The organism is Kaistella yananensis (assembly GCF_026107505.2).
Lineage (GTDB): Bacteria > Bacteroidota > Bacteroidia > Flavobacteriales > Weeksellaceae > Kaistella > Kaistella yananensis.
This window is the reverse complement of the sequence record NZ_JAPCHZ010000001.1, coordinates 723810-749899: the sequence shown is the minus strand read 5'-3', so window position 1 is coordinate 749899 and position 26090 is coordinate 723810. Positions and strand designations below refer to the sequence as shown.

The 26090-nt window shown below is 39.2% G+C and carries 20 protein-coding genes; 2 read left to right on the top strand and 18 right to left on the bottom strand.

Annotated features, from left to right (window positions below; all coding sequences use genetic code 11):
* Nucleotides 1-93: 93 nt before the first annotated feature.
* The 3 genes from OK344_RS03395 to OK344_RS03385 form a co-directional block, all read right to left on the bottom strand.
* Nucleotides 94-672, bottom strand: coding sequence for a hypothetical protein (locus OK344_RS03395; protein WP_265143446.1), 579 nt, complete (start codon nt 670-672; stop codon nt 94-96).
* A 677-nt stretch (nt 673-1349) separates the two neighbouring features.
* The gene (locus OK344_RS03390; RefSeq protein WP_209391306.1) at nt 1350-1496 is read right to left on the bottom strand and encodes a hypothetical protein; all 147 of its coding nucleotides are present in this window, start codon (nt 1494-1496) and stop codon (nt 1350-1352) included.
* On the bottom strand, nt 1480-2067 hold the full coding sequence (locus tag OK344_RS03385) for an ATPase (protein ID WP_265143445.1): 588 nt from the start codon (nt 2065-2067) through the stop codon (nt 1480-1482). Before OK344_RS03385 ends, OK344_RS03390 begins: the two co-directional genes overlap by 17 nt.
* Before the next feature lie 465 nt (nt 2068-2532).
* Here OK344_RS03385 and OK344_RS03380 point away from each other — a divergent pair, with 465 nt between their 5' ends.
* Entirely contained in the window at nt 2533-3534 is a 1002-nt protein-coding gene (locus tag OK344_RS03380; protein ID WP_265143444.1) for an IS110 family RNA-guided transposase, read from the top strand.
* 58 nt (nt 3535-3592) lie between these two features.
* On the opposite strand, the gene OK344_RS03375 is transcribed toward OK344_RS03380, so the two are convergent.
* The 3 genes from OK344_RS03375 to dinB all read right to left on the bottom strand — a co-directional run bounded on the left by OK344_RS03375 (nt 3593) and on the right by dinB (nt 8751).
* Entirely contained in the window at nt 3593-4144 is a 552-nt protein-coding gene (locus OK344_RS03375; RefSeq protein ID WP_265143443.1) for a DUF7010 family protein, read from the bottom strand.
* 363 nt (nt 4145-4507) lie between these two features.
* Nucleotides 4508-7561 carry a DNA polymerase III subunit alpha gene (locus OK344_RS03370; RefSeq protein WP_265143442.1) on the bottom strand — a complete coding sequence of 1018 codons (3054 nt, stop codon included), beginning with the start codon at nt 7559-7561 and terminating at the stop codon, nt 4508-4510.
* A 44-nt stretch (nt 7562-7605) separates the two neighbouring features.
* Nucleotides 7606-8751, bottom strand: coding sequence for a DNA polymerase IV (gene dinB, locus OK344_RS03365; RefSeq protein WP_265143441.1), 1146 nt, complete (start codon nt 8749-8751; stop codon nt 7606-7608).
* Nucleotides 8752-8813: 62 nt separating this feature from the next.
* Between dinB and OK344_RS03360 the strand changes: the two genes are divergently transcribed.
* Nucleotides 8814-9602 carry an XRE family transcriptional regulator gene (locus OK344_RS03360; protein ID WP_265143440.1) on the top strand — a complete coding sequence of 263 codons (789 nt, stop codon included), beginning with the start codon at nt 8814-8816 and terminating at the stop codon, nt 9600-9602.
* 83 nt (nt 9603-9685) lie between these two features.
* Here the strand turns inward: OK344_RS03360 and OK344_RS03355 are convergent, their stop codons facing one another.
* The 12 genes from OK344_RS03355 to OK344_RS03300 form a co-directional block, all read right to left on the bottom strand.
* On the bottom strand, nt 9686-14839 hold the full coding sequence (locus OK344_RS03355; RefSeq protein WP_265143439.1) for a helicase-like domain-containing protein: 5154 nt from the start codon (nt 14837-14839) through the stop codon (nt 9686-9688).
* A complete protein-coding gene (locus OK344_RS03350; protein ID WP_265143438.1) occupies nt 14832-15512 on the bottom strand; it encodes a hypothetical protein in 681 nt (226 codons plus the stop codon). Before OK344_RS03350 ends, OK344_RS03355 begins: the two co-directional genes overlap by 8 nt.
* A gap of 73 nt (nt 15513-15585) precedes the next feature.
* Nucleotides 15586-17964, bottom strand: a complete 2379-nt coding sequence (locus OK344_RS03345) for a JAB domain-containing protein (RefSeq protein WP_265143437.1) — start codon at nt 17962-17964, stop codon at nt 15586-15588.
* Nucleotides 17965-17987: 23 nt separating this feature from the next.
* Complete coding sequence (locus OK344_RS03340) at nt 17988-18695, bottom strand: hypothetical protein (RefSeq protein ID WP_265143436.1); 708 nt, start codon at nt 18693-18695, stop codon at nt 17988-17990.
* Complete coding sequence (locus OK344_RS03335; RefSeq protein ID WP_265143435.1) at nt 18661-19518, bottom strand: M23 family metallopeptidase; 858 nt, start codon at nt 19516-19518, stop codon at nt 18661-18663. The genes OK344_RS03340 and OK344_RS03335 overlap by 35 nt, the downstream gene beginning before the upstream one ends.
* 4 nt (nt 19519-19522) lie before the next feature.
* Nucleotides 19523-21511 (bottom strand): type IV secretion system DNA-binding domain-containing protein, encoded by a 1989-nt coding sequence (locus tag OK344_RS03330; RefSeq protein ID WP_265143434.1) that lies wholly within the window; start codon nt 21509-21511, stop codon nt 19523-19525.
* A 7-nt stretch (nt 21512-21518) separates the two neighbouring features.
* Nucleotides 21519-21707, bottom strand: coding sequence for a hypothetical protein (locus OK344_RS03325; protein ID WP_265143433.1), 189 nt, complete (start codon nt 21705-21707; stop codon nt 21519-21521).
* A 53-nt stretch (nt 21708-21760) separates the two neighbouring features.
* Complete coding sequence (gene traN, locus OK344_RS03320) at nt 21761-22630, bottom strand: conjugative transposon protein TraN (RefSeq protein WP_265143432.1); 870 nt, start codon at nt 22628-22630, stop codon at nt 21761-21763.
* Nucleotides 22631-22640: 10 nt separating this feature from the next.
* A complete protein-coding gene (traM, locus tag OK344_RS03315; protein ID WP_265143431.1) occupies nt 22641-23831 on the bottom strand; it encodes a conjugative transposon protein TraM in 1191 nt (396 codons plus the stop codon).
* An 18-nt stretch (nt 23832-23849) separates the two neighbouring features.
* A complete protein-coding gene (locus OK344_RS03310) occupies nt 23850-24218 on the bottom strand; it encodes a hypothetical protein (RefSeq protein ID WP_265143430.1) in 369 nt (122 codons plus the stop codon).
* Nucleotides 24219-24220: 2 nt separating this feature from the next.
* Nucleotides 24221-24835, bottom strand: a complete 615-nt coding sequence (traK, locus tag OK344_RS03305; RefSeq protein WP_265143429.1) for a conjugative transposon protein TraK — start codon at nt 24833-24835, stop codon at nt 24221-24223.
* Nucleotides 24836-24839: 4 nt separating this feature from the next.
* The gene (locus OK344_RS03300; RefSeq protein WP_265143428.1) at nt 24840-26090 is read right to left on the bottom strand and encodes a TraJ family protein; all 1251 of its coding nucleotides are present in this window, start codon (nt 26088-26090) and stop codon (nt 24840-24842) included.

The following is a 26090-nucleotide window of genomic DNA, read 5'->3' as shown; positions in this document are numbered from 1 at the left end:
CGCTTAAAGAAGGTCGTTTTTTTGTGTTTTTGCACGCTGCTGTTTATAAAATCAGAGTTGTGCAACGGTTACCGGTGTTATGTGTAGTACAAATTAGCTAAATAGATTATTTATGTTTCCGTTAAAATCATCTTGAATAATTTTATTAAAATTCTTGTGATCATCAAAATATGGATGTTCAATAAAAAGTTGATTATGTAGATTGTCTACAAATTCTGAATTAATTTTTACATCTTCTATAAATAAAGTAATAGCTTTTATAATTACATTTTCTAGTTTAATTAAGTTTAATGCCGGAAATGGTTTAATAGATAGATCTTCGTGAAATAATTTATCAATATTCTTCGTGTCTAAACTTGAGGCTTTAGGAAAAATTTGATGCATTACTCCATTTCGAATAAAATCCAATATTCTTATTTTCTTATGAATTTCATTTGGAAAGTATTTTGACCCTAAAAAATCTTTCATATTTTTTGTTCCCCGTGTTGAATATAAGTTATTGTGAGCAATATTATATAGAAAACCAAAATAATCTAAGATAGAAAATAAAAATTGGCAATAAGGAATTCGTAAATTCGAATTACTTCTTAAAATTGATAAATTAGATTCAATTATAGGTAAATACTGATTTATATATTGATTTAGAACTTTTGCCTTATTTTCTTGATTCATAGGGTGAAGTTGGATTCTGTATTACACCCAATGGTTTGGGTATTTATAGAGGACGGGCTTTCGAAGAACTAAAAGTTCAAGAAATCCAAAACGTAGCGAATGCTTTTTCAATACTGCTAACTTACAAAAAAATGCAGAATTGAAAAGCATGAGCGGATTATTTTTTCTGCTTTTCAATTTTGCACTTTCCCCCGCCTTTTGCCAATACTATCTTTACTTTACATCCATAAAATTAATACCTTTAAAATAAACAAGACAGAGGTGAACTAACAATACCCTTAGAGATTAAAAGCCTCATCTAACATATCAGTCCTCTGCCTTGTTTTAAAAGGTTGAAAAAGCTTTAGATAGAATACCAGATTACCCAGATCTAATAAAGATTTTAAAGCAATTCAACATTAATTTAACACCACTAAATTATTAAAAATTACACAAATTTCATCGGAATCGATGTAGCAAAATTAACGCTGGATTACTGCATGATTACCCCGAACCCACAGCCCGAACAGGGCCAGATACTGAATACGCAAAAATCGGTGGATAAGTTTTTAAAAACATTGAAAAAAGCCGGCTGCCATATGAATGAGACCCTTTTCGTTTTCGAGAATACCGGCATCTATTCCTCGTTGCTCGCCTTGGTTTTAAGCGAAAACAAATATGTTAGCTGTAGTCCGAATTTACGGTTTTATTTTTACGATTTTATTTTCTCTAATAACTACAATTTCGCTATTATTTTTTCTCTTGAATTCTAGCATTTTCTCATATGCTTTTTCAAGACCTTTTACGATTTTATTTCGTCTTTCAGTTTTAGTTTCCTTTGTCATGATAATTTTTTAATTCATTAAATTTTTCTACATTATGAATATAGATTTCTTCATCAATATTCTTTTCAGCAATTAATTCGTGTTTACCTTCCGAATTGTCAAAAATCAAAACTTGATCCACAATTGGTAGATAAATATTGAAAAGATTATTGATTCCATTTTGAAATCGTCTTTCAATCACTTCTTGAGGAATATTATGTCCGCCTTCTTGAACTCTTAATTTTACTCTTTCTTTTGCCAACTCCGAATTTTTGAGCCAGAAGAAAAGTAGAGTAGTATGGTATCCATTTTCTTGGGCTTTAAGGATTTTTTGTTTGTATGTTTTTGTGGCTAAAGTTGTTTCAAATGCGAAGTTTTCATTTTGTTCAAAAAGTTCATCAATTCTATTAAGCATTATTCTTCCTGCTTCAAATGATACTTTTTCGGGTTGAAAAGGAGATAAACCTTTTGCAATTTCATCAGCATTAACAAATTCTTTACAATCGAGAATTTCAGGTAAAATAGTAAAAGATGCTGTAGTTTTTCCAGCGCCATTACAACCAGCAATTATGTAAAGATTTTTCTCTTTCATAACAACAAATTTAGTATTAATTTCTTGTTTTTGCTAAATTTCTTTTGAAAACGGTATTTCAAATCGGATTACAGCTAACGGAAAAAGTATTGGCGAAGTGCGGGCTTTCGAAGAACTTTAGTTCAAAGAAGTCTGAACGTAGCGAATGCTTTTTCAATACTGCTAACTTACAAAAAATTGCAGAATTGAAAAGCATGAGCGGATTAATATTTCTGCTTTTCAATTTTGCACTTCGCCCCGCCTTTTGCCAATACAATCTTTACTTTACATCCATAAAATTAATACCTTTAAAATAAACAAGGCAGAGGTGAACTAACAATACCCTTAGAGAGTAAAAGCCTCATCTAACATATCAGTCCTCTGCCTTGTTTTAAAAGGTTGAAAAAGCTTTAGATAGAATACCAGATTACCCAGATCTAATAAAGATTTTAAAGCAATTCAACATTAATTTAACACCACTAAATTATGAAAAATTACACAAATTTCATCGGAATCGATGTAGCAAAATTAACGCTGGATTACTGCATGATTACCCCGAACCCACAGCCCGAACAGGGCCAGATACTGAATACGCAAAAATCGGTGGATAAGTTTTTAAAAACATTGAAAAAAGCCGGCTGCCAGATGAATGATACCCTTTTCGTTTTCGAGAATACCGGCATCTATTCCTCGTTGCTCGCCTTGGTTTTAAGCGAAAACAAACTTGATTACGCTCAGGTTCCTGCGCTGGAAATCAAACGCTCTCTCGGAATTACACGCGGCAAAAGCGACAAAGTAGACGCCAAAGAGATTGCAAATTACGCCAGGCGAAACACTGATAAAATTGCACTTTCTGCGCTTCCGGAACTGAGCCTGCAGCAACTCAAAATCGTGTTTGCCGAACGCGAAAAAACCATTGCCGCCATTAAGTCGTTCGAAAGAACCATGGAAAACGAAATGTACCTGAACAAAAAAGTTTTCACCAGCGTCAAAGCCATCAACCGACAAACGGTGAAACAGCTCAAAAAGCAGCTTGCAGCGCTTGATGACAGAATTAAAACCCTGATCCGCGAAGATGAAATTCTTTACAAACAACAGCAGCTTTTAAAAAGCATTCCGGGAATTGGTGAGATCACTTCAGTCTATCTTTTGATGGTCACGAAAGGATTTACAGCATTTACAAACGGACGGAAATTTGCCTGTTATTCGGGAGTGGTACCCTTCGAACACACCTCCGGAACGAGCGTCAAGGGGAAAACCAGGGTCAGCCATCTGGCGGATAAAAAGATGAAATCGCTACTGCATATGGCCGCACTCACTGCAATAAAATATGATCCTGAACTCAAGGCATATTACCGCCGGAAAAAAGAAGAGGGAAAACACACCATGCTGGTTCTAAACAATATTAAATGCAAAATGGTGTACAGAATTTTTGCCGTTATTGCGCGAGAAACAAGCTTTGTGAACCTGCATAAATTTGCAGCATAATTTTATCACTTTTTGTTTGCTTTTTGTCATAGAATATGTTAGCGGTTCGGCTTTTATTCTATGTTTTGATTTTTCTGTTTTTCAAAATTATAATTGATACTATATATACTATAATAATTGCTATTGGAATTACTACAAATCTGTCTGAAGGAAACAAATACCAAAGAATTAAAACTAAAATTGTCCTTACAATTGAATGAAATAGTCCAACCCAATGGTCAATAATCCAAGTCAAAGGAACCCACATTAGTCCCGTCAAAATCCCAACGGTTAATGGAAGAGAAGTATAATCTACTATGAAAAAAGGTATTGCGATTGAATAGACTAAAATAGCTTGAGCCACTGTAAGAAAAAATAAATTATCAAATGTATTTTTAGGCTTACGTTTATCAAGGTAGTCTTCACCTGTCAACTTTGAAACTCCCATAGATAAATAAACTATTGAACCGGTTGCTATAAACAAAACCCAAACAGTAATATTGTCAGGAAAAAAAATCCCTGAAATAGCTACTATCAACCACGCAATTAATCCTGCAATCGGAGAAGCTAAAAGTTTATTGCTTTTAAATTCTTCTTTTTGTTCTTCAAGAGTTCTTTGATTTCCTGACATTTTTTATAGGTTAATTTCGTTCGGCGGTTTGTTATAAGCTGACCGCTAACGCCCAAATATACGAATATATTGTTAAACTAAATAAAATTTTAATTCATTAAAAATCAATGACAAATCTAATTATAAACATTTACAAACGGGTTTATTCACTAATTATTGATAATTCAAAATGCGCATAGTTTTATACTATCAAATAAAGATGTTATTTTCGTCTGGATAAGTATTATTAAAGCCCGTAGTGATTTAGGCGATTAAGATTTTATGTTATTTATATTTCGGTTTTTCTCTAAGCATTGAGAGAAAAATAGGCAGTCTTCTAAACACTTCTCTCCTAAATGCTGACATCTAAATCAGTGAAATTTTTCAACTCATTTTCCGCCGAGGCAACACAATCTCATGTTCCTGTGGATAAGGTTTTCGGCTAGTCATGCTAACATCTTCATTGATTTTCTGATGAACTTCAAAAGATTTTCCGCTGTCCACGGAATAGCGAGGATCTGGGATGAAAGGCATTTTCGCCATCTTTAAAATGGTGATGGTTGGGAAATGAAAATCTACTTCCACCAAACCGAGCAAAAGGTAGCAACCACCACCCTGAAAAGGATAGTTTTTAAGATTGTCAGGAAAGTGGGCCGTGTCGAAATATTCCCCATCGGAATCTATCCAAGTTCCGAAATACATCGTGCCTTTCTTAGTGGGCACATGCTTGCGAGAAATAAGATAAGCCAACATGCGGACTTGTTTTTTATGGAATTTCAAAAGGTCTTTCGCCATCACATCACCCCGGAACTTTGTTTGCAACAAATCAAACGGACTGCAAGAAACAGGAAAACCCAGAATCTCAATCTCGTCAAAAGCATCTTCGAAAAGATTTCTTTTCAATTGTGGTAATTGATAATCCTTTCTTGGTTCCTCAAAAAATGAAAGATATCGGTTCTGAGGTTTGAAATTTACCATAATTAACCGTGCCTCTATCAGCAACTCATTTTTCTGTTTTCCCGTAAACCGAAACGCGCCACAAAAAATTAAAATTTGCAAGGTTTCAATGCCGATCGGAACTCGTTTTATAAAATTTTCCAATGAAGTGTATTCGCCGTTTTCCTGACGTTCCTCCGGGATAAATTGCGCAATTTTGGCCTCAAGTTTTTCAATGTGCATCAGACCTAAATAAACATCTTCGCCATAAAGGGTTGTTTGCAATATACTTTTGTTTACACATGGATTATGAATTTTTCCACCGGCTATCCTGCATTCGTGGACATAGACTTCGGTGCGGTAAAATCCCCCACCATTGTTAATCGCTGCCACCATAAACTCAATGGGATAATACACTTTCAGATAAAGGCTTTGGTAACTTTCCACCGCGTAACTCGCGGAATGTGCTTTGCAGAAAGAATATCCTGCGAAACTTTCAATTTGGCGATAGACCTCCTGCGAGAGTTTTTCGGGATGCCCCTGCTTTTTACAAGATTCAAAAAAATGATCTTTTACTTTTTGCAAAGCGGAAAGAGACCTGCCTTTTCCGCTCATCGCACGGCGGAGTATATCGCCGTCTGCAGCAGCCAAACCACCGTAGTGAAGTGCAATTTTAATCACATCTTCCTGATAAACCATGATGCCGTAGGTTTCACCAAGTTGCTGCTCGAAAACAGGATGAAAATATTCAAACTGACCGGGATTGTTATGCCGGAAAATATACTCGCGCATCATGCCGCTCTGCGCCACACCGGGACGAATGATGGACGAGGCCGCCACCAAGGTTTTATAATTATCGCATTTCAGCCGTCGCAACAGTCCTCGCATAGCGGGACTTTCGATATAGAAGCAGCCGATGGTTTTTCCCTTTGTTAAAAATTCGTTGGCTGTTTTTTCATTTTTGGAAATTCGAGTGTTGCGAATATCTACGTCTATTCCCCTATTTTTTTTAATGAGTTTCACGGCATCGTCTATCGTTCCTAATCCTCTTTGTGAAAGAATATCGAATTTTTCAAACCCTATGGACTCTGCCACATGCATATCAAACTGCACAATCGGGAAACCTTTGGGAGGCATTTCCAGGGCAGTAAAATTGGTAATCGGTTCTTCTGAAATCAAGATTCCGCAGGAGTGCATGCTCCGCTGGTTGGGGAATTTTTCCAAAAGAATTCCGTATTTCTGCACCATTTTCACCACGGAATTATCATCGTGAAGCGCCATAGGATTTTTTGCCAGAGCATCCAGTTCTTCTTTGGGTAAACCGAAAGCTTTACCGACCTCTCGGAATATCGAGCGGTACTTAAACTCCACATTGGTGCCGCAAAATGCAACATGATCTCTGCCGTATTTTTCGAAGATGTATTTCAGAATTTCATCGCGCTCACGCCAGCTCCAATCGATATCAAAATCGGGCGGTGATTTTCGGTTTAAGTTTAAGAATCTTTCAAAATAAAGATCGAGTTCGATCGGGCAGATGTCTGTAATTCCCAGACAGTAGCTCACGATGGAATTAGCTCCGGAACCACGTCCCACATGCATAAAACCACGGCGGCGGCTGTACTCTACAATATCCCAAGTAATCAGGAAATAGCCGCTGAAATTTAACTGATTGATTACTTTCAGTTCCTTTTCCACTCTTTTTTCGGCGATTTCATTATTTTCAGGATAGCGGGATTTCAGACCTTGGTAAGCCAATTTTCGCAAGAGTTTCTCATCATGATCCTTACTATCAGTGAAATGTTTTTTATTCCTCGGTACACCAAACTCGAACTCGAAACCACATTGATCAATAATTTTTTTAGTGTTCATGAGAATTTGTGGATGGTGTTTAAAATCATTCAAAACTTGGGAAGGTAGTTTTAAAGTTTCCGAAGTACAGCAAACATCCTCCTCGTTCAATTTGGAAAGCAAGGTGTTTCGATCCACGGCACGCAGAATCCTATGAAGATTGTACTCCCTTTTTGTACGGAAGGTTACAGGTTGCAACACTACTATTTTGTCTGAAAATTGTTGCCACTTTTTTTGGAATAAAACATGAAGTTCCTCCGCACGGATGCCGATGAATTCATTATCCTCTAATACTTCGGGGATATTTTTTAATGGATAGATTATGAAGCAGTTCGGTAAGTTTGGATTTTGTCTTGGTAACATTTCCCCATCACAATTGTGGGCTGTGAGCATCCGACAGATTTCTGTAATGCCTTGCTTGTTTTTAGCTAAAGCAATGAAGTATTGTTGGTTATCCAGCCGAACATCTACCCCTACAATGGGTTTTATACCAAATTCTTTGCACAGTTTATAAAAATCATAAATTCCTGTAATGGTATTGATATCCGTGAGTGCTAATGCTGAAATTCCCAATCTTGCAGAATCGCGCACTAAATCTTCCACGGAAATAGTTCCGTAGCGCAGGCTGTGGTAGGAATGGCAATTTAGGTACATGTTTTTGGTTTTGGCTCTTGATTCTCAGTTCTCGGTTCTTGCATCTATTGGATTAAAAGTCCTGATGCACGACCTACTGCGGTTTTTCCGAATCTGTTTTTCATACGGTCCATACTCTGATAAAGATTCATGAGTTCTTCGGTATCTTCGAATAAATCCATCTGATGACTGCCGTGAACCAATCCTGAAAAACAGACTCCTATCAACCTCAGGCGCATTCGCCTTGTATAGAGTTTTTTAAATAATTCCAGGGCATATTTCAAAAGCGTATGATCGGCAGATGTGTAGGATATGCGGCATTGCTTTGTTTCGGTATCGAAATTAGCATACCGAATTTTTATGGTAACCACCGAGGTCAGCCATTTTTCTTGTCTTAGTTGAAATGCAAGTTGCTCCACCATTCCGGAGATTATACTGCGCATATTTTCCAAATCGATGCTGTCTTGTGCAAATGTATGCTCAGCGGAAAGCGATTTCCTTTCTGAATAAGGAACCACGGGCGAATCATCTATTCCATTGGCTTTTTTCCAGAGTTCAGCTCCGTTTTTACCGATCATCTGTTGTAATACATCAACGGGCATTTCAGCCAAAGTTTTTATGTGTCGGATTCCGATTCTTGAAAGAAGCTGAAAGGTTACATTCCCAACCATCGGAATTTTTTTAATGGACAGAGGATTAAGAAAAGGTTTAATTTCCTGATTTGGAATTTCAATTCTTCCCAAAGGTTTCGCCTCTCCTGTTCCGATTTTTGCTACGGTTTTATTAGCAGAGACCGCAAAACTTATTGGCAACCCTGTATTTTTCTTTATGGATTCTGCCACTTCCGTGGTCCACTGATAGCAGCCGAAAAAGCGATCCATGCCCGTAAGGTCGAGATAAAACTCATCAATACTCGCTTTTTCAACCAAGGGAACTTTTTCCTGAATAATCTCGGTGACCTCATTTGATAGCTTTGAATATTGTTCGTGATCACCTTTTATTACTTTTGCTTCGGGACAAAGTTTCAGTGCCATTCTAATTGGCATTGCAGAACGAACACCAAAATATCTCGCCTCGTAAGAGCAGGAAGCTACTACTCCACGATCTCCACCACCGATGATTACAGGAATTCCGTTCAGTTTCGAATTTTGAAGCCGCTCACAGGAAACAAAAAAAGTATCCAGATCCAAGTGTGCAATTGTTTTTTCCATACAGGCAAAATTATTATGTTTTATAACAAAAATTAGTATATTTGTAGTTATAATTTATAACAATGTCAATTTTCTCTGAAAACATCAAGCATTTAAGAAATCGCCAGAAACTTACCCAACAGACCATAGCCAATGATCTGAATATTACCCGTGGGAGATATGTGAAATACGAAGATGGCAGTTCGGAACCGCCAATGGATTTATTGGTGAAAATTTCGAAATATTTTAAAGTAAGCATCGACCTTTTGCTGAGTATCGACATCAAGAAATATCCTCTAGAGGAAATGATAAAGCTTTCAGAAAATAAAATTTTGGTGCCTGTAGCGGTGGACTCCAAGGGAGAAAATAAAATTGAAATTATCCCCATAAAAGCATCTATGGGTTACCTGAACGGCTATCAGGATCCCGAATATATTGAAGGCTTGCAAACACTTTCGCTTCCATTCCTAAGAAATGGAAAATTCCGGGCTTTTCCGGCAACCGGAGACTCCATGCCACCATATAAAGATGGAACCTACATCGTTGGAAAATATGTGGAGAATCTTGCCGACCTGAAAACCGACAAAACCTATGTATTCATCACCGCGAACGACGGGATCGTCTATAAAAGGTTTCAGTTCCACGAGGTGGACCACATCTGTGTGAAATCAGACAACAATTTTTATGAACCTTTAAAAATTCCTCTTGCTGAAATCCATGAGATTTGGGAGTTTGCTTGCAGCATCAGCACGGCAGAATATGAGCCGGAGGAGTTTTCCAAACATGGAATTCACAATATGTTTTTAGAATTAAGGAAGGATATACAACGCTTAGATAATAAATATTTCAAAAGAATCAATATGAAAAGTTAGGGTTTTATAGAAATGCAGTCTGAAATTTCAATAAATGGAAAGGATTTATTTGAATTAGTCAAAACTTAAACTTCCAAATAGAATTACCTTCTTCTTAAATAACTCGCGTTATTCTCAACTTTTTCCGCTATTTCAATTTCTAAAATTTCTCTTTTTTCTTCCCAAAAAGATGGAACCGCTCCAAACAATTGTACATTTTCCTCACCTCTATTTTTTACATAATCCTGTTTGAGATTTTCCAGCAATTGTTTCTGTTTTTCCTCGGTATATTTGGATACCAATTTAGCCTTAACTTCCGGGAGTTTTTCTAATTCCTCTTCTAAAGCCGAAATCTTTTCCTCAGTGGATTTGGTCTGTTGCTCAATTTCGGTTACATTAACTCCTTTATGGGATAAGGATTCTATCATTTCGGACACCAGAACTTTGGCATCATCAATGGATTTCTGATAGAATGGCAATTGGTTTTTCCAATATTCCCCATTCTCACCCGCATCTTTTGAATAGCCCAAAATTCGGTTGTAGTTATGCTGTGCTTTGGTCACCTCCTCCTGGACTTTGATAAAGTCCTGATATTTTCTCAACACAAACGCACTGTCCGCGAGAAATTTATTTTTCTCGCTTTCAATCCGCTTTTTCATCAGTTCGATTTCGATATTGGCTCTGGTTTCAGGATTGGTGATGATGGCGGTTTTCAGTTCCTGCGTGCTGATGTCTGATACATCCAAAACATCGGTTCCTTTCTTCATTGCCTCTAAATATCTTGCCTGCTTAGCCTGCAATTTCTGAAGCATAAACACATCAATACTGTCATTGGTAAGCATAAAGTTGATACGGACATTTTCATTCTTATTTCCTTGACGCCAAGCCCGACCTTCTACCTGCCGAAGCGAGGTGAAATTATAGGGAAGTGAAAGCATATATATATCCGTCGTATTTTCCTGAAGGTTCATCCCTTCCTGAATGGCTTCACTGCCAATGACAACCTTTATTTTTCCGGAATTAAATTCATCCTGAATCTTCAGTCGGTTCGGTTTGCTCGTAGCACCTGTGATAACTCCGACTTCTTCAGGTTTGTATCCGATTTCCTGCACAAGGTATTCCTTCATTTTTGGAAACTCCGAAACCGCCAATTCAGAATAGATAATCTGTCCGGATTCGGGAATGTCTTTCTTATTTTGCTGTATCAAATCCATCGTCTGCTTCAACTTTGTTGATTCTTCGATAAATTGCTTAACTGATGGCTCCTCCCCCTCATAATATGGCGACAAAAAAGGTGAAATAGCAATTAATCTTGCGTTCAGAATATGCGTGAGAATGGCTCCCTTTTGTGTTTCGCTGAAATTTTCATTGAGCATTTCATACTGTTCCTTGGTTAAAACGTTCTGCTCGATCTTATATTCTTTGTTGATTTTCTTCGGCCGTTTCAGTTCGGGATTGTCTTCTTCGCCTTTGATATCGATAAATTCTGTAAGCAACTGCTGGAACAATGAATTGTTTTTAAACCTTCTGACATTCGCCTTGAATTTCACATCGCCTTTGGCATCAATTTCCATATCGTTATCCGCTTCCATAAAGGTTTCAAAAAAGGTATTGACATTGAAGTAGCCCGATTCTTCCAACCGCTTATTCGCAATGAGCGATAAAATGGAATAATACTCTAAAGGTTTGTTTGTAAAAGGCGTTGCGGAAAGTAGCGTTACATTTCTGCCGTCGTTCTGCTCCTGAATGTATTGAGCCGCCATCCAGGTATTGATGCCCAATTTTGAGGTTTGCTGGTTTTGACTTCTAAAATCTGATGCAAATCTTCGGTCTTCAATTCTTACTTTACCGACAATATGGTTTGCGTTGTGGACTTCATCGTAAGTCAAATGGTCAAAGCCAAAGTCTTCCCAATCATAAATCTTACCCCGCTTCATCTTACCCACCAATTCCTTTTCCTTCTCGATTTCTTTTTGAAAATCCCTTTCGCTGATGCTGTTCACGCTCCTCATCTCATTTTCCGAGATATAGGAAAATTTAGAAGCGAGACCTTCGGTAATATTTTCAGAAAATCCGATATTATTGAAACCTTCATAAGTCACGATGGTAATTTCACCGTCTTTGTTGTCAAATTTTGAAAGGTCATAATCCTTTCCGAGATTTCCCAAGACATTGACTTTGGCTTCGGGGATGGTTTCGAAAATCGTTTCTACCCATTGTTTTAGGATGCTGTCATTTGGAACAACAATTAAAGGTCTTTTGGCATTTCCTCTTTGCATCGCTTCGTGCATCGCCAAAATCCCCGACAAAGTTTTTCCGAATCCGACTTCATGTGCCAATAATCCTACGCCTTTAGTAGTCTGCCGTCCGATTCCCGCTTTCTGAACTTCGGCTAATTTGAGTTCCCTTCCCTTAAAGTTTAAATGGATTTTTGAAAACAGGGGAAATTTGGAATAGTCCGGAACGTAGATGTTGTTGTAGTTTCGGTTGAAATCCCGGACAAACCTTTCCCGCAATTCATCCGATAATTCTTCTCTCAAAAATTTTTGAAACAAATCATTGGCCGCCGCTTTTCGCCTTTCACGAACCAAGGCGTTTCTTTCCTTGTCGCTTCCAGTCACGGCTTCATTGTCCACAAAACCGCGGACTTCCCACGAAGAGGAACCTGCAAAGGCGTCACTCGACAAAGTTCCCACGAAATCTTTAAACTTTTCGGCAAGGTTATACGGCACAGAAACGGTTTCTGTCTGTCTGCTATTGGGATTCCAACGGTCGTTTTCTACAGTTCCTAAATCAAACTGGTGGACAAACTCGTGATTGGGACTGATGGAAATTTCATCCAATGATTTTGGCTTGGGAAGGACACTCTGAAGTAAATTCTTTTGCTTTTCATACTGATCCTCTGTTCCACCAACCGCAAATTTATCCTTAAAGTCCACTTCAAGTTGTTCCAACTTTGCAAAAATATTTCCTTCCGCATAATAGAAATCGTGAACCCATTTTCCGTCCAAATAGTTGGCAAATTGGTAGTGTTTCCCGTAGTTATTGAGCGTTCCGTCGTATTCGGTGTCCCGGAACGCTTCGACTTGCTCTTTGGTGATAGCGGAACTGTTTTGGAGCGAGGCATCTACTACCTTATCAGCTTTTAAAAACTGGTATTTCAGAATTCCTTTTTTGAGTTCCGGTTTGGTCTGTATATCATACTCCCTGTCTTTTTCTTTTTGGGTCTGAAGAATCTTGTTCGCCTTCTGAATCAACTCATCAACCTGTTTCTGAGCAAAATTTTGAGGATTCGTGGCGAGTTCGGATTGTAGTTGGGTGTATTTTGCAATTTCTTTTTCAACTGCCGGAGATCTGAATTTTACATTATTGAGCGCAGTAAGAACCTGCTCAATTTTTTCATTGAGTTCAGAAAAATCAATTTCATTTTCGGTTGTTAAATCTTCTTCAGAATTATTCTTGAGTTTCTCGGTCTTTATCGTTTTTTCAACTTTTTTCACGTCCTCCACCTCCAAAAACAAGTCCTCAAAAAGATTTCCGATTCTTTCGGTTTCCTTCCTGTTTTTAAGATTTTCCATCCGAATTAAGACATTCTCTAAATTCCCATGAATATAGTTTTCCAATCGTCCAAAGCGGTTGGTCTTTTCTTTGATTTCGCCTAAAATTCTTTCAGGATGGTTTTCAAAATAATTCGAAATGTTATTGGATATTTTCTGATCGGTTTTTTTGAGAATGATAATATCCGTCCCGACCTGCGTTCCTGCAAAAGCACCAACCGGCAAACGAAAGCCCTCAATCATTTCGGCGTTTTTCAGTTGGTTTTGCCGGTTCAGCCAACTGGAAGGAAGCACCATTGCCAAAATACCGTTGGGTTTTAGAGAATCCAAAGACCTTTTAACAAAGTAATCCTCATACTTGGATATTTTTGGTTCTTCGCCTAAACCCTTATAGAGACCACGATGGTCGCCATAAGGCGGATTGCCAACGACCAAGTCGTATTGGTCGGAAAAGACTTTCTTATTGCCTCTTTCATCAATAAATTCGGTTTCAAAAGAACGGAAATTGATGTCAGTTTCCGGGTGCAGGATTTTTGTAATTTTTGCTGTGGTTTCGTTGATTTCAAAGGCTGTGATATTGGTTTTGATTCCCAAATCTTTGGCTGCATACAGAAAATTTCCAGTACCGACACTCGGCTCCAAAACTGAAATTTCCGTGCGGTTTTTGAAGTAATCTTTGATTAAATTGCGGACAGAGTTTACAATCGTGGAATCAGTATAGTATTCATCTAAAATTCCTCTGCCTTCTTTGGCGGTTCCGCCGCTTTTGAACTGATGGCAGATTTCTTTCAGATCATCGGAAATGTTTACGTTTTCCTTTAAAAGAATTTTCTTTTCGCCGGAAACAAAACAAGTTGCAGAAACCACTTCCGCAATCTGTTCATTGGTCAGTTTCTGACCTTTGTATTTTGAAATAAGAGAATTTAATTCCTCATTATTTTTATTGAGTTTGTTTAATTTTTCCCCTGTTGGATTTACAGAAGTTCCTCCGGATACGATTCCGCCCACGGTATTTTTTGCTCCTTCATTTTTTGGAGCATTTTGCGGTTGTGTTCCGTTAGTGGATACTCCTCGCTTTCCGTTTCCCAAATTGCTCCGCTCTGTGCCTGCAAGTCCATTTCGAGCATCGTCGCTGCCCACATTTTGTCTTCCGGCGTGATTTCCATTTTGCTTGGATTCGCCGTTCTGGAAAGGTTTTCCAATATTTCGTCCAACAGTTTCGGTTCCCACGTGCTGAGTGTTGGAAATTCCGTTGGATTTAATGCCGTGGTTTTCATCTTCAGAGTTTTTTTGTTCTGCTAATGTAATATTTTTATTCTCAAAATTTAGTTTGTTCCGTAAATATTCCTCCAAATTTGGATGCCCGTTTTCTGAGATGCCGTAAAGCGGTCGGACATCCTTAATGTTTTTTCCCTGTAGTTCGGAAATAATTTTTTGAGTGGATAAATCTGACTTCTGATCTGCTGGAAGACAAAGAAATATTTTGCCGTCATAGTTTTGAAACTGGTTGATTAATTTTGGGGTATTTTCATCCGAATGCAGCGTTACCAAAGTTCTGTGATTGCTTTGATTGTTCAGTTTCAGGAGATCCAAAAAAGAGGTTCTGTCTTTATCATTTTTAAAGACAATGACTTCATTCCGGGTTCCCTCCATGATGGAAATATCCTCAACAAAACTGTTTACTGCCAGTGGTTCACTCACTTTTTCTGCTGTTTACAAAATGGTTAAAGTCAAAAATTTCTTTCGCTGCATCATCCCAATTTTTTCTGGGTAAAAGTTGCAGACTTACAAAAATGTCAGTCTTTTTATTGTAGGAATCGATGCGCTCCAACCGACCTCCATAATCCTTTTCGGCGTGCTTGTAGATGGAATATGGCAGAATGGTGTCCGTCGGATAGATGTAGAACCTTGTGTAATTCCACGGAGAATTAATTTCGAACCTTTTGTATTTTTTGTTGAACAAAACCGTGTCGGATAGTTTTCTGCGGTTTCGGTAGTTGAGAATCTGTTCCTTTGAAAAAATTGCACCTTCCTTCTTATTCCAGACCAATTGCGGTTTCTGAGTTTTTGCCACTTCTGACAGGATGACGCTTCCGTTACCATCTTTATCCGTATAGTATAGTGAGTCCTGTATGAAGTAGGTTTGCATGTTGATTTCCGGGAAGGAATGATCGGGAACGAATTCTATGATTTGGTTTCCCAAGTAATTGAGTTTCGACAAATGGAAACTCTGCATTTGCTCCAAACCTTTGGAGGCATCAAAATAAACATTGGATATAAGATCGATTCCGCCTTTTTCGGATTTGATTTCTTTGCGGCACGAATAGGGCAAAATTGCCAAAAGGCATAAAAGAAAAAGTGTTTTTAATTTCATCTTTGTAGTTTTAAAAAAGCGGCAAATCAATTGCTGACCTGCCGCCTTTGGATAATATTGGTCAGGTATTATTTTATCGCTTAATGCTCTGCTCCCTTACAGTGGCTTTCTCATTCTTTTCTTCATTATCCAAACCTTGCAAAGGTTTGTTGGTATTGATTCTGTTCATTTCGCTGTCGTAGAGGTTCAGGTTTTTGTACTGGGGATTCAGCACTGCTTTGCCTTCCAATACTTTGTCATCCAACTCAAATTTCACTTTCACCACATTTCCTTTTTCTAAGGATTTAATGGTGTTTTCTTTATATTCCGGTTTGTCAAAAATGAGGTTGGATTTTTCAACGATTTTTTCAGTATCCACGCCATAGTTTTGGTAAAAATTCTGAAACATATAGTTTCCCTTGTCGGTTTTGGGTTCCTCGAAGTTGAACTGGACAAACGCCGTTTCAGATTGGTCGCTTTTCGGGTTGTGGAATTCGATTTTTACGCTCCTGCCCTCCAATAGGTTGACCGCTTCCTTAGCAGTAAAGGTATTTTCCCGATTAACAGGAAAGTTGTGCGAAATCTCCTCGCCTTTTTCGTTGGTGAGTTGAGCGTGGTACGTGTTGAGAAAAACACCTCCATTCTCCGTTTTGTTGAATTTCAGGGTAAAATCTACCTTGTTTCCCGGAAGGGCTTTGTCAGAGGATGTTTTGATTTCAAATTCCTGATTTTTTGATTTGATGCCTTTCTCCAAATCTTTATGAAGTTTTTCGTCTTCTCCGAAACCAAGGTATTTTAATTGGTTTTTTAAATAATCTGTCTGGTTGAAATCTTTGTTTGTTTCCATAATGCTGGGGTTTTGGTTGTTAATAAAATGTTGTTTGTTTAATAGGGTTTTTTCCTGCTTAGTCGTTAGATCGAAAAGCATTTTAATAGATTGAATGACGTCTTCAGTTTTTTCTTCCGGCTCATAACTCAGCAACTGACCACTGATGAAAAGCAGCACCGTATCCTGTGACTGCCGATATAGTTGAATCTTTGCCGAAATTTCTTTGTAATTTTCAAAATCATCGTCTGTTAATGAGATTTTAAATTCGCGCTTGGTCTTGCCTTCTGCGTCATCAATAAAAATCTTGGCATAATCAAAATTTTCCGGATTGGTCAAAGGGTTTTTATTTTCCGAAATACTGCGATACGGTATGTTTTCGGGTTCAAATAACATTGGTTCAGCATTCAAATTATTTTTGCCGAATTTGTTTAAAAGATGATCAGAAACCTTGATGTCCACTTCCTGCGATACCGAATAATAGTTGTCACTTTTCAGTCTGATGGCATCCAGGGCGGTAAATCCCGATAAAGCCAACTTATCACGGTAGGAACGGAACATTTCATCGGTGACGTTATTTCCATAAAGAATCGTGGCTGTTCCTGCGTGAATGGTCAGTAATTCCGTGAGTTTTTCCAATTGGCGGTGTTGCGGAAGGACAAATTTTCCTACAATCTCGTTGGCGTTGTTCAAAATGAGGGCTTCGGTTCTGTCCGAAAGTCCAAATTTCTGGGAGGAAAGATAGGCGGCAATGTCTTCGGGACCGTTGATGCGTTTCGGTTGGTAATTCTCTGCAAAAACCTGCTTGCTGAAACTGTAAACATTAACTGGAAACTGATTTTGAAACTGATTTTGAAACTGGTTTTGGTTCTTCAGTTCGTGAACAACATCGGTAATACTTTCAGCGGTGAACGTGAGGTATTTTCCGGAACGCAGATTCAGGATAATGCCGTCCTCCACTTTGATTCCGGTATCGTCAAAAATTTTGTTCAGACGGTCGAGCATCAAACGGTCTTCACGGCTTGAAACCAATCTTCCACTCGGATGATTGTGAACCAAAGTGATGCTTTCGGGATTGAGTTTAAAGACATTTCCCGCCAAAAGACGTAAATCCACCACCGTAGCAGTAATTCCTCCGGAAGAAAGATGCTGAACGAGATAACTGTCGTCCTTAAAGCGGTAAAGCGCAAAAGTATGTTCCACGGCTTCGTCTTCTAAAGCACGAAAAAGCCACGCGACATCCGAAACTTCAGAAATTTTTGTTCCTGCCGTAAACGAAAGGGTCCTGTTTTCAGCGAATTGCCGTTCTACTAACGCAAAATCGGTGGGATCTCGGTGTGAGTCGTTTTCCCGTAGGAAATGGGATTCCCCACCAGTATGATTTCCGGCTGAGAATAATTTGTAGGGTAATATTTCGCCTTCCGACGTTTTGAGATAGCGTGTTGTCTCATCCTCCTCAAAGCCATAATTCGTGTTCTTTCCATTGGATTGGTTTTTTTCATTGTGATTGAATGTTCGGTCTGTTTCACTAATATCATTCTTGAAATGAATTTCATCTACGGCATCTTCTAATGAAAATCCCGAACGTGTTGCGTCCATCTCCTCTTCATATCTTGACGAAAAATTTTTCGGATTAGTATTTTCCATTTTTGTGTTTTTTGAATTGAATATTATCGTCTGAATCCTCGTGGTTTCTCGCGTTCGTGGGATTCCTCTTCCTGCTCTTCCCGATTTCTATTGGCATCATCATCCAGGTCTTTGTCGTTGACATTGAGTTGAACCTCCGAATTCTGTCCTTTTGAGATTTGTTTCTCGTCCGGACTGATGCTGTTTACGGTATTTATTTCCCTTGAGACGATGTTGATGTCTTTCTCAATCTCTTTGGCGATTTCGGGATATTGGTCGATTTTGTCCATCAGAAAATTTTTCAGTTTTTGGAGTTCTACTTTGTAGCGGTTGATTTCCACAACGTCCTTTTTATCGACGATAATGGCGGTCAGTTCTCTGGCGTTTCTGATCAGGTCAAATTCTGATACGATGTTGTTTTCCCTGTCGTAGATGAAAGCCTTCTTCTCAAGGGAAAGTTTCGATTCCGTTGACTCTGAAAGGTTTTGAATAGTGGAATACTCAATTCTTTCCTTGCTGTTTTCGATAATTTTAGAAATGCTTTTGTCCCGTTCTAAAAAGATGACTTTGAGTTTGGTGTTGTTGTCCGTCAGTTGGAACGTTGCCCTGTTTTTGTCGTTGTCGGCGACAATGGTGTAACCCTGAAGAAATTTTTGGATGTCGTCTGCTTTCAGGTTTTTGGAAAACGATAAGTCTTCGTTGATGATGCCGAATTTTTTAAGGTCTTCGGTCGGTAAATGTTCGGTTTGCATAATATGAAGCGATTAATTGGTTTGCGTTGTTTAGGTCGTTGAGGAAATGTTCTGGATTAATACTTCTGCCAAATTCCTTTACTGCGAAATGTAGGTGCGGTCCGGTAGAATTTCCGGTATTTCCGCTTTTTCCGATGATGAAGCCTGCCCTTACTTTTTCTCCCGTCCTGTAATACATTTGCGACAGGTGCAGATAGGCGGTTTCAAATCGGTCAAAATGTTTCATTTTGATGTAGTTTCCACCGCCTTTGGAATCCCAACCCGATTCGATGACGATTCCGTCAAGGACAGCGTAAACATCTTCGTGGTCGGCTTTCAAATCAATGCCGTTGTGCATTTTGCGCATTCCAAAAATGGGATGGATTCTTGAACCATAACCCGAAGTGATAGACAGATTACTCTTCAGGGGCATCACGATTTTGGATAAGGACGGCATCCATTCATTTTCATCAGAAATAGAATTTGGTTGCTCTAATTGGGTATTGTTTTTACTATTATTATCACTCTTTAAAATCAGTTGATGCAGGGAATCTTCCAGTTTTTTATACTGCATTTCCTCGAATTGTTCTTCACCGTTATACTGCTTTATCAACGATTTCAGGGAGTCCAATTCCGTCCTTATGTTCGATTTTGAAGTAAGGTTGAACACCTCCTTCCAAGATTTTTTGCCTTTCCTGTCCTTGGTTTCAGCCATTTTTTCAGCAGGGATGAAAACCTCACTTCTTCGGTGTAAGGTTGGTGTCAGCGTATTAAACTGCGCCGACAGAAAGTTTCCTGTTAGAATAAAGATGGGTACAAGGATATTTGCTATTTTTTGTTTCATTATTTTATTCTTTTGAAAGTTCGTTCACAATGAGTTCCACCTCTTTGTTGATTTTTCTGAAATTGGTCATCAGGACTTCGTCTTTCCTGTCTTTTCCAGTTTTGTCCGCAAAGGAGTAATAAACGGGCATTTTCACATAGTTCTGTTCCTCGTGCTTGATGGCTTTTAAATCCAGGTTGATTTTTCCGTTCATAGCGGAAGTTTTGTATTCTTCGGTGTCGTTTTCTTCGCCCTGGGCAATTATTCCGACCATTTCTCCGGTTTTAAGCGCGGCTATCTTTCCAGCAGGAATCATATTGTCCATCTTCTCGTTAATGCTCGTCGTAGTTCCCTGCTGCGATATGGATTGTGAGTAGGATTTCTGTTTGATTTTGCCAAACAGTTTTTCGAGCCAGTCCAAAGTGTTTTTATCTCTTGCGGAACCCGACAGAATATTCCCGACAATGGCGGAAATGGTATCGGCGACCTCTTTTTTGTAGAATTGTCGGAGTTGCGGAATTTCCTGCAGTCCGAGCAAAACCGCAACCCGGTTACTTCTTGCCGTTGCCACCACATTGTCGATTTTATGGATGTAAATCGTTGGAAATTCATCTGCTATAATTCCTCCCGGTAAATTGTGTTTGGAGTTGATCAATCGCAAAGTCCTGTTGAGAACCGAGGAATAAAGAGCGGAATTAATATCCTGCGTTCCTGGATCCGATGCCAGAATCAGGATAGAAGGATTTTCCCTGTCAGTAATCTTCAGTTCGACTTCGTCATCCGAAAACACCCAAAAACTTTCTTTGGTCGCCAATCGGGACATAAAGATTTTGAGGGTTCCAATCTGTCCTTCCAACTGGTCAAAGGCCTTGTTGTCATATGCAGTTTTGAATGGTGATAACAGTGATAAAATCTCCTCGTTGGTGAAAAGTGCATCAAAAATCTCTTTGTAACTGCGGTTCATAAAGGAAAGGATATGCGGTAAATCAGAATATTTTCCGTTCTCGAGTCTGGCAAAAAAGTAGATGCACGACGAAAGGAAATTGATTGCCGACTGCGTGAAAAACGCGTCGGAACCGCCTCCCGAACTTGAACCGCCTTTTTGGAGTGATGACACCATCGATTCTGCCATTTCTTGTGCTTCCGCCAAAGTCTGGATGTATTCTTTTCTAAACGGGTTCACTCTTTTGGATTTTTCCACGTCGTTCAAATTGATGACGTGGAACTGATGCTGGTAGCCCTTATTCTTACTTTTTTTGAGCAAATAATGGTAATAGGCGATCTGTGCCAAATCAGGAAATTTGAAATCATAAATACACAGGCAGAATCCTTTACCAATCATCTGACGAATCGCGGGATTGATGACCCCGAAAGATTTTCCAGAACCGGGCGTTCCAATCACCATCGTTCCTCGAAACGGATTGATATTCATCCAACCTTTTTTGATGGTTTTCTGAAACCTGAACAGGTACGGAATATTGATACTGGTATCGGTTTCTACAAGTTGCTGGTTTTGATCGAAACTTTCCTCTTCCACATTCCATCGGTCTTTACCCATTTTCTGCTGCATCAGTTTGGAGATAGAATCCGCTCCCATTTGAAGAATCACCGCTCCCAAAAAAGAAAGCACCGCATACATGATCTGGTATAAATTCAAACCGGGAAGTATCTTTGGAATTGTCGTATTTCCTGCCTCGTTCTGCCATATCAGCGAAGAGAAAATCATCAGCAGTCCTAAAATCATCGGAATGACAATTTCGGTCGCAATCTTTAAATCCCGTTTTTTCTTCGCTTTCGTTCCAATGGCGACCAAACCAATCAAAATAAGCGTTGCAAATTTTGCATGGATCGGCGGATAAAAGAAACTCATCTTTGAAAAATTTTTCAGAAGATTGGATGCCACCGGAATATCGGCATTCAGATAGAACAACGATGCACAGTCCAATGCAACCACGGCATAGACCGCCTTCTGAAGGAATCCGTAAATCTTGATTTGATGTTGTTGTTCTTGCATGGTTTTGTTATAAATTGTACTTTTTTACAAATTCTTTTTCTGCTTCTTCGATATACTCATTACCATAGATATTCTTTGCAATTTCTTTATACCAATCTTTGAGGTATAGTTGCTTCTTAAAATCTTTGATAATCTCCTCATTGTTTTTCTTGTACTTAAACTGAGAAATAATTGAAGAAACAAGTAGAATAATCATGACTATTAAGATTATTCCTAATATTGTTATGTACGTTGAAAATGAAATCATAATTAAAATGTATCTGCTTTTAAAATATCCGAATAGTTTACTTTCATCTCAATGGTTCTTCCCGAAAGTTGTTCTTCAATCAGCCGGATCATCATTACTTTGCTGTTCGGGTAAGTGAATTTTTTAAAGACATAGATGTTCCGGTAATTTTTCCTGAAACTTTTTTGTCCGTTCAACCGAAAAATCGGCTTCAGTTCAATACTCTGGTTGTTCGTCGTCTTGTAAATCTTTTTATCCTCAATCGAAAATTTTAAATCTTCAATATCGTAACTCAGGTTGGTGTGGTTTTTAAAGGTCAAGTCAAGAAAGATATAATCGCTCATCACATAGACGTTGTTGAGCTGCATTGTGAGTTTCAGATTTTTTTGTTCGCGGATAGGCTTTTCATCGGTCTTTTTCTGGATAATTTGCATCGCAAACTTTCCCAATTCCAGATTTGAAAAAGCCATTTTGTTGAATTCAATCGGTTGCATCGCTTCGGGCTGGATATGGATATTGGTTGCGATATTCCTGTTTTCAGAATTCCTGTAAACGGCTTTGTATTGGGCGATAAATGATTGCGCAACTACCGTAATGATTCCGACAGTGCTACCATTGGAAAATGAAAATGGTGTTTTTATTTTCTCTTTTGAATCGGTCGGAATATTGTCTGTGATTTTAATTCTCGCGATGTTGGTGGTTGGCAAATCTCCCGTCAGTTGTTGTGTCGATAAATCCACGTATTGAATCGGCTCCGGCGAAATAATGTGCAGGTTTACATCTTTGGTAATTTCAAGTTCGGGCAATTCCGACAGGATTTGTTCTTTGGTTGCCGTCTGTGCCATCAAAATATTGGCGATAAATGCGAATAGTAGTACGAATGTATTTTTCATCTTTTGGCTTTTATGGGTTTTTTGAATTTTTAAGTTGTTTTTCGTCAATCAGAAAGACATAGGAATTGTATTTCAGTTTGGCTTTATTGGTCTTAATCAGATTGGCAATGGATTTAGAGGTGGAGGTAAACAGTTTGCTTCCGATGCTCGTGAAGAATCCTGAACCGCCCATATCCATCTGCGTTCCCTGAACAGAATTGCTTCCCATTTCACGGATCATCTCACGGAAAACACTTTGCGGAACATACAGCCCCTTCATTCCGTCCAAATCGTAAATAGAGAGATGGACCGGCAGAATTTCACCTTCGGTGAATACCGAGACAATGGTTAAGTCCACCCGCTGCATAGTAAATCCTGAAATCTGACCGTAAAGGATAGAACCTTTTTCAATCTTTCTTTGTCCCACGAATATATCTTCCAAAAGCCTAAATCGGATTCTGCTGCCGAGAAAACCTTTGTTGTCTTCATCGATTACGGCTTTTATGAAACTGTTCTCCGTTTCCCTGTAAAAGGCATTGAAGCCACTGTTTATTCCTGACTTGCTGACATTGAAGGTAGAGTTGAGAAACTCGTCAATTTTTTCCTTGTTGGCTTTAAGTTTCTGTTCTGCCAATAACTTGCTCTGGTATTCGGGATCTCTCGATTTTTCCAATGAATCCATCACCAGCATCTGTTCTTTCAGATATTTTACCGGGTCGGGCTGAACATTTTGTGTTTTTTCCTTAGGACTTTCTGAAGCATATTCGTTTTCAGGTTTTCCGTAGGATTTGTCGTTCAGCATCCGGATGATGTCTGCTGAGCGGTTGTAGTCCTTGTCTTCATTCTTGGGATTGTAATAAGACGACGGTTTTCCTTTTACCGGAATTTGATTCTGTCTTGATGACACCGCCTTTAGGGAATCTATCCTTCGTTTCTGGTCGATGGAAATTTGGTCTTGGTAACTCATTAAACTGTCATGTTCCTTGTCCAATCCTTCTAACATCGATCTGTTGTCGCCATTTTTGAAAAAGGCATCATACGCATCATTTTTGGTCATAATGGAATCCCGAGTTTCACCAAATGATGTCGAAAGTTCTTTAGGCTGATCCTTTTTGGTGTCTTCCTTGGTGAACTGCGCCCCCACATAAATGAAAAGCAACAGAAACGGAAGCGCCAACAGCGGCAGCACATATTTCTTGTCTTTAAAGTTTATTTTTTTCATTGAGTTGCTATTTTTAATTCAATTGCTTTCGGTACTACCGGAATTTTTTAGTTTTTGATACTGACTGTACAGGTATTCTATTCTCAAGCTGTCCTCCTTTCTCAGTTCGTTTCGATCTCTTTTCAGTTTTAAGCCCTTGAGTTCCTCCACTATGTTTTCCATTTCCTTATCCCTTTTTACATCGGAATTTTGGTGGACGGCACTTTTGTTATAAAGCGCCGGCGGTTTGATTTTGAACAATGAATTAGACGGGAAGAAAATCCCCTGAATCAGTGAGCCGACAAACGATACCGACAGAAAAATCATCGAATACGCGAAAAACTTTTTCGGATGCTTTGCCGCCCGTTCCCATGCGGTCATTGCAGTTTGTTTAAGTAAGGCAATCATTTTTAATAGGAATTTTTGGTTTGGTTCGACAGTTCTTCGTTATCAAGGATTCTCCAGTTCTTAAGGAGAACACCGTGAGGATTGTTGGGACTTCGGATGATGTCCTCAAAAAAGCCTTCGGTAACGAGTTTCCGGGTGATGACTGCTGATTTTCTGGTAATCATCTGCTTTCCGTAAAAGGAGAACTTCTTTTGCTCCATATTCAGTGAAATGGAATCCGTATGGATGCTCACCATTGAACTCGAAGCCACAATCTGGTTGTAGAATCCTTTTTCTTTGAGGTTGGTGTATTCTTTTTTTCCACTGTCGTCAATGAGGTAAAGGGATTTTTGAATATTTTCTTTGATGTATGCATCATCGGGAGCGAGCGTGAAAAACAGCCGGTGAAACAGTTCGATCTGGGCTTTGTATTCCACAGGTCGGTTCAGCAGTACATCGGTCTGCTTTGCCAAAACCGGCACCCCGTTATCCAAAATGTAGATGGACTTTCTGGAATCCTGAATCATCTTGTAGACGAAAAAGAAACCCGCCAGCACGATAATGACTGCAAAAGCCACCGTTCCGAGGGAAACAATTTTGTTGATTTTTATTCTTTGTTCTATATTTTTGATCAGCATGTTCTTATTTTTTTGAGTTATTCATTGTACTTCCTACCATCCCTGAAGCAGAACCTGCAGCAGCAGATTTTGCCGCTGCTCCCGCAACACTCGCACCTCCCGTTTTCACGGCAAGTATGGTGGTTCTGGCACCTCCGGTGATTCGTGCTGCGGCCATCTTCATCTTAGTCATCGCTCCGGCTCCTCCCGCTGTGACAATGGTATCGGCAATGGTCGGCGTCATCAGTACCCCGATTCCTGTCACGATATAGGCGACACAGGTGAATAGCTGGTTATAAATCATTCCAGAATTGCTTACATAGACCATTAATGCATCAAGATTGGTAATGGTCCCGTTGGTTAAAAGCGTGTCATAGCGTTCAATTTCCATTTCATAACCGGATGCAATGAGCTGCTGGCCGATATTAATGATAGTGTAGGCAACGAAAGTGTAGAGATTGACATTGATGAATTTGGAAACCCAACTGTAAAGTGAGTTCTCAAATCCGGGTATGAGCGCCATTCCAACAGCAATCGGTCCCAAAATAATGAGGATGTAAGCCCAGATTTTTTGGATGAAGAATATCAGGTAGACACAAATCCTAAGAACGGAAAGACAGATAAATTCAATGATTTCTGCGACCAATTTTTGCAGTTGGAATTCCATTCGTATTTGCCACTCTTTGATGGGCTGGATGAGTTTGTCCAATCCCTCGCTGATATCGAACCAGGAATCGTCCGCGTCCTTTCCTGTATTGTTGATGACGTCCTGTTTGGCATCTTCATCGGCTTTCAGCTTGATGACTGCGTCCAGCAACTGCTGCTGCTTTTTGAAACGCTGCACTCTTAAATCATTCACTTCGGATTCAATGTCGCTGAAAATGGCAATTCCCGGTACGGCAATGGCTTCAAAGGGTGCCTGAATCATATTCACGAATCCCGACCAATACACGAGGGTAAATCCTATGAGGATGGGCTTCAGCATCGGGGTGATTTCCCATTCGCGGTCTCCCGCCGCCATTTGCCAGCCCATATAACCGAGGTACATCAATGCTCCCAATCCTCCAATCGCCCTTCCGACCAATGCCGAACCTGCAGCACTGTCCTGAACGCTGTTGTCCAGTTTAGTGAAGACCTCCATAAACCATTTCTCAAATGCGCCGTCGCCTTTCAGAAATTGAAGCAGGTTGCTGTAATCACTATCGGTTTGAGCAAATCCGATGATGGGAAGCAAGGTTGCCAAAAGGCAAAACAATAATGTGGTATTTCTGTTCAT

Bases quoted from the DNA above. Each gene is read 5' to 3' on its own strand.
- OK344_RS03300 (WP_265143428.1), bottom strand. From the start codon at position 26,090: ATGAACAGAAATACCACATTATTGTTTTGCCTTTTGGCAACCTTGCTT.
- OK344_RS03395 (WP_265143446.1), bottom strand. From the start codon at position 672: ATGAATCAAGAAAATAAGGCAAAAGTTCTAAATCAATATATAAATCAG.
- OK344_RS03350 (WP_265143438.1), bottom strand. From the start codon at position 15,512: ATGAAATTAAAAACACTTTTTCTTTTATGCCTTTTGGCAATTTTGCCC.
- OK344_RS03335 (WP_265143435.1), bottom strand. From the start codon at position 19,518: ATGAAACAAAAAATAGCAAATATCCTTGTACCCATCTTTATTCTAACA.
- OK344_RS03375 (WP_265143443.1), bottom strand. From the start codon at position 4,144: ATGTCAGGAAATCAAAGAACTCTTGAAGAACAAAAAGAAGAATTTAAA.
- OK344_RS03330 (WP_265143434.1), bottom strand. From the start codon at position 21,511: ATGCAAGAACAACAACATCAAATCAAGATTTACGGATTCCTTCAGAAG.
- OK344_RS03380 (WP_265143444.1), top strand. From the start codon at position 2,533: ATGAAAAATTACACAAATTTCATCGGAATCGATGTAGCAAAATTAACG.
- OK344_RS03310 (WP_265143430.1), bottom strand. From the start codon at position 24,218: ATGATTGCCTTACTTAAACAAACTGCAATGACCGCATGGGAACGGGCG.
- OK344_RS03385 (WP_265143445.1), bottom strand. From the start codon at position 2,067: ATGAAAGAGAAAAATCTTTACATAATTGCTGGTTGTAATGGCGCTGGA.
- OK344_RS03345 (WP_265143437.1), bottom strand. From the start codon at position 17,964: ATGGAAAATACTAATCCGAAAAATTTTTCGTCAAGATATGAAGAGGAG.
- OK344_RS03370 (WP_265143442.1), bottom strand. From the start codon at position 7,561: ATGTACCTAAATTGCCATTCCTACCACAGCCTGCGCTACGGAACTATT.
- traM (WP_265143431.1), bottom strand. From the start codon at position 23,831: ATGAAAAAAATAAACTTTAAAGACAAGAAATATGTGCTGCCGCTGTTG.
- OK344_RS03390 (WP_209391306.1), bottom strand. From the start codon at position 1,496: ATGACAAAGGAAACTAAAACTGAAAGACGAAATAAAATCGTAAAAGGT.
- traN (WP_265143432.1), bottom strand. From the start codon at position 22,630: ATGAAAAATACATTCGTACTACTATTCGCATTTATCGCCAATATTTTG.
- dinB (WP_265143441.1), bottom strand. From the start codon at position 8,751: ATGGAAAAAACAATTGCACACTTGGATCTGGATACTTTTTTTGTTTCC.
- OK344_RS03325 (WP_265143433.1), bottom strand. From the start codon at position 21,707: ATGATTATTCTACTTGTTTCTTCAATTATTTCTCAGTTTAAGTACAAG.
- traK (WP_265143429.1), bottom strand. From the start codon at position 24,835: ATGCTGATCAAAAATATAGAACAAAGAATAAAAATCAACAAAATTGTT.
- OK344_RS03340 (WP_265143436.1), bottom strand. From the start codon at position 18,695: ATGCAAACCGAACATTTACCGACCGAAGACCTTAAAAAATTCGGCATC.
- OK344_RS03360 (WP_265143440.1), top strand. From the start codon at position 8,814: ATGTCAATTTTCTCTGAAAACATCAAGCATTTAAGAAATCGCCAGAAA.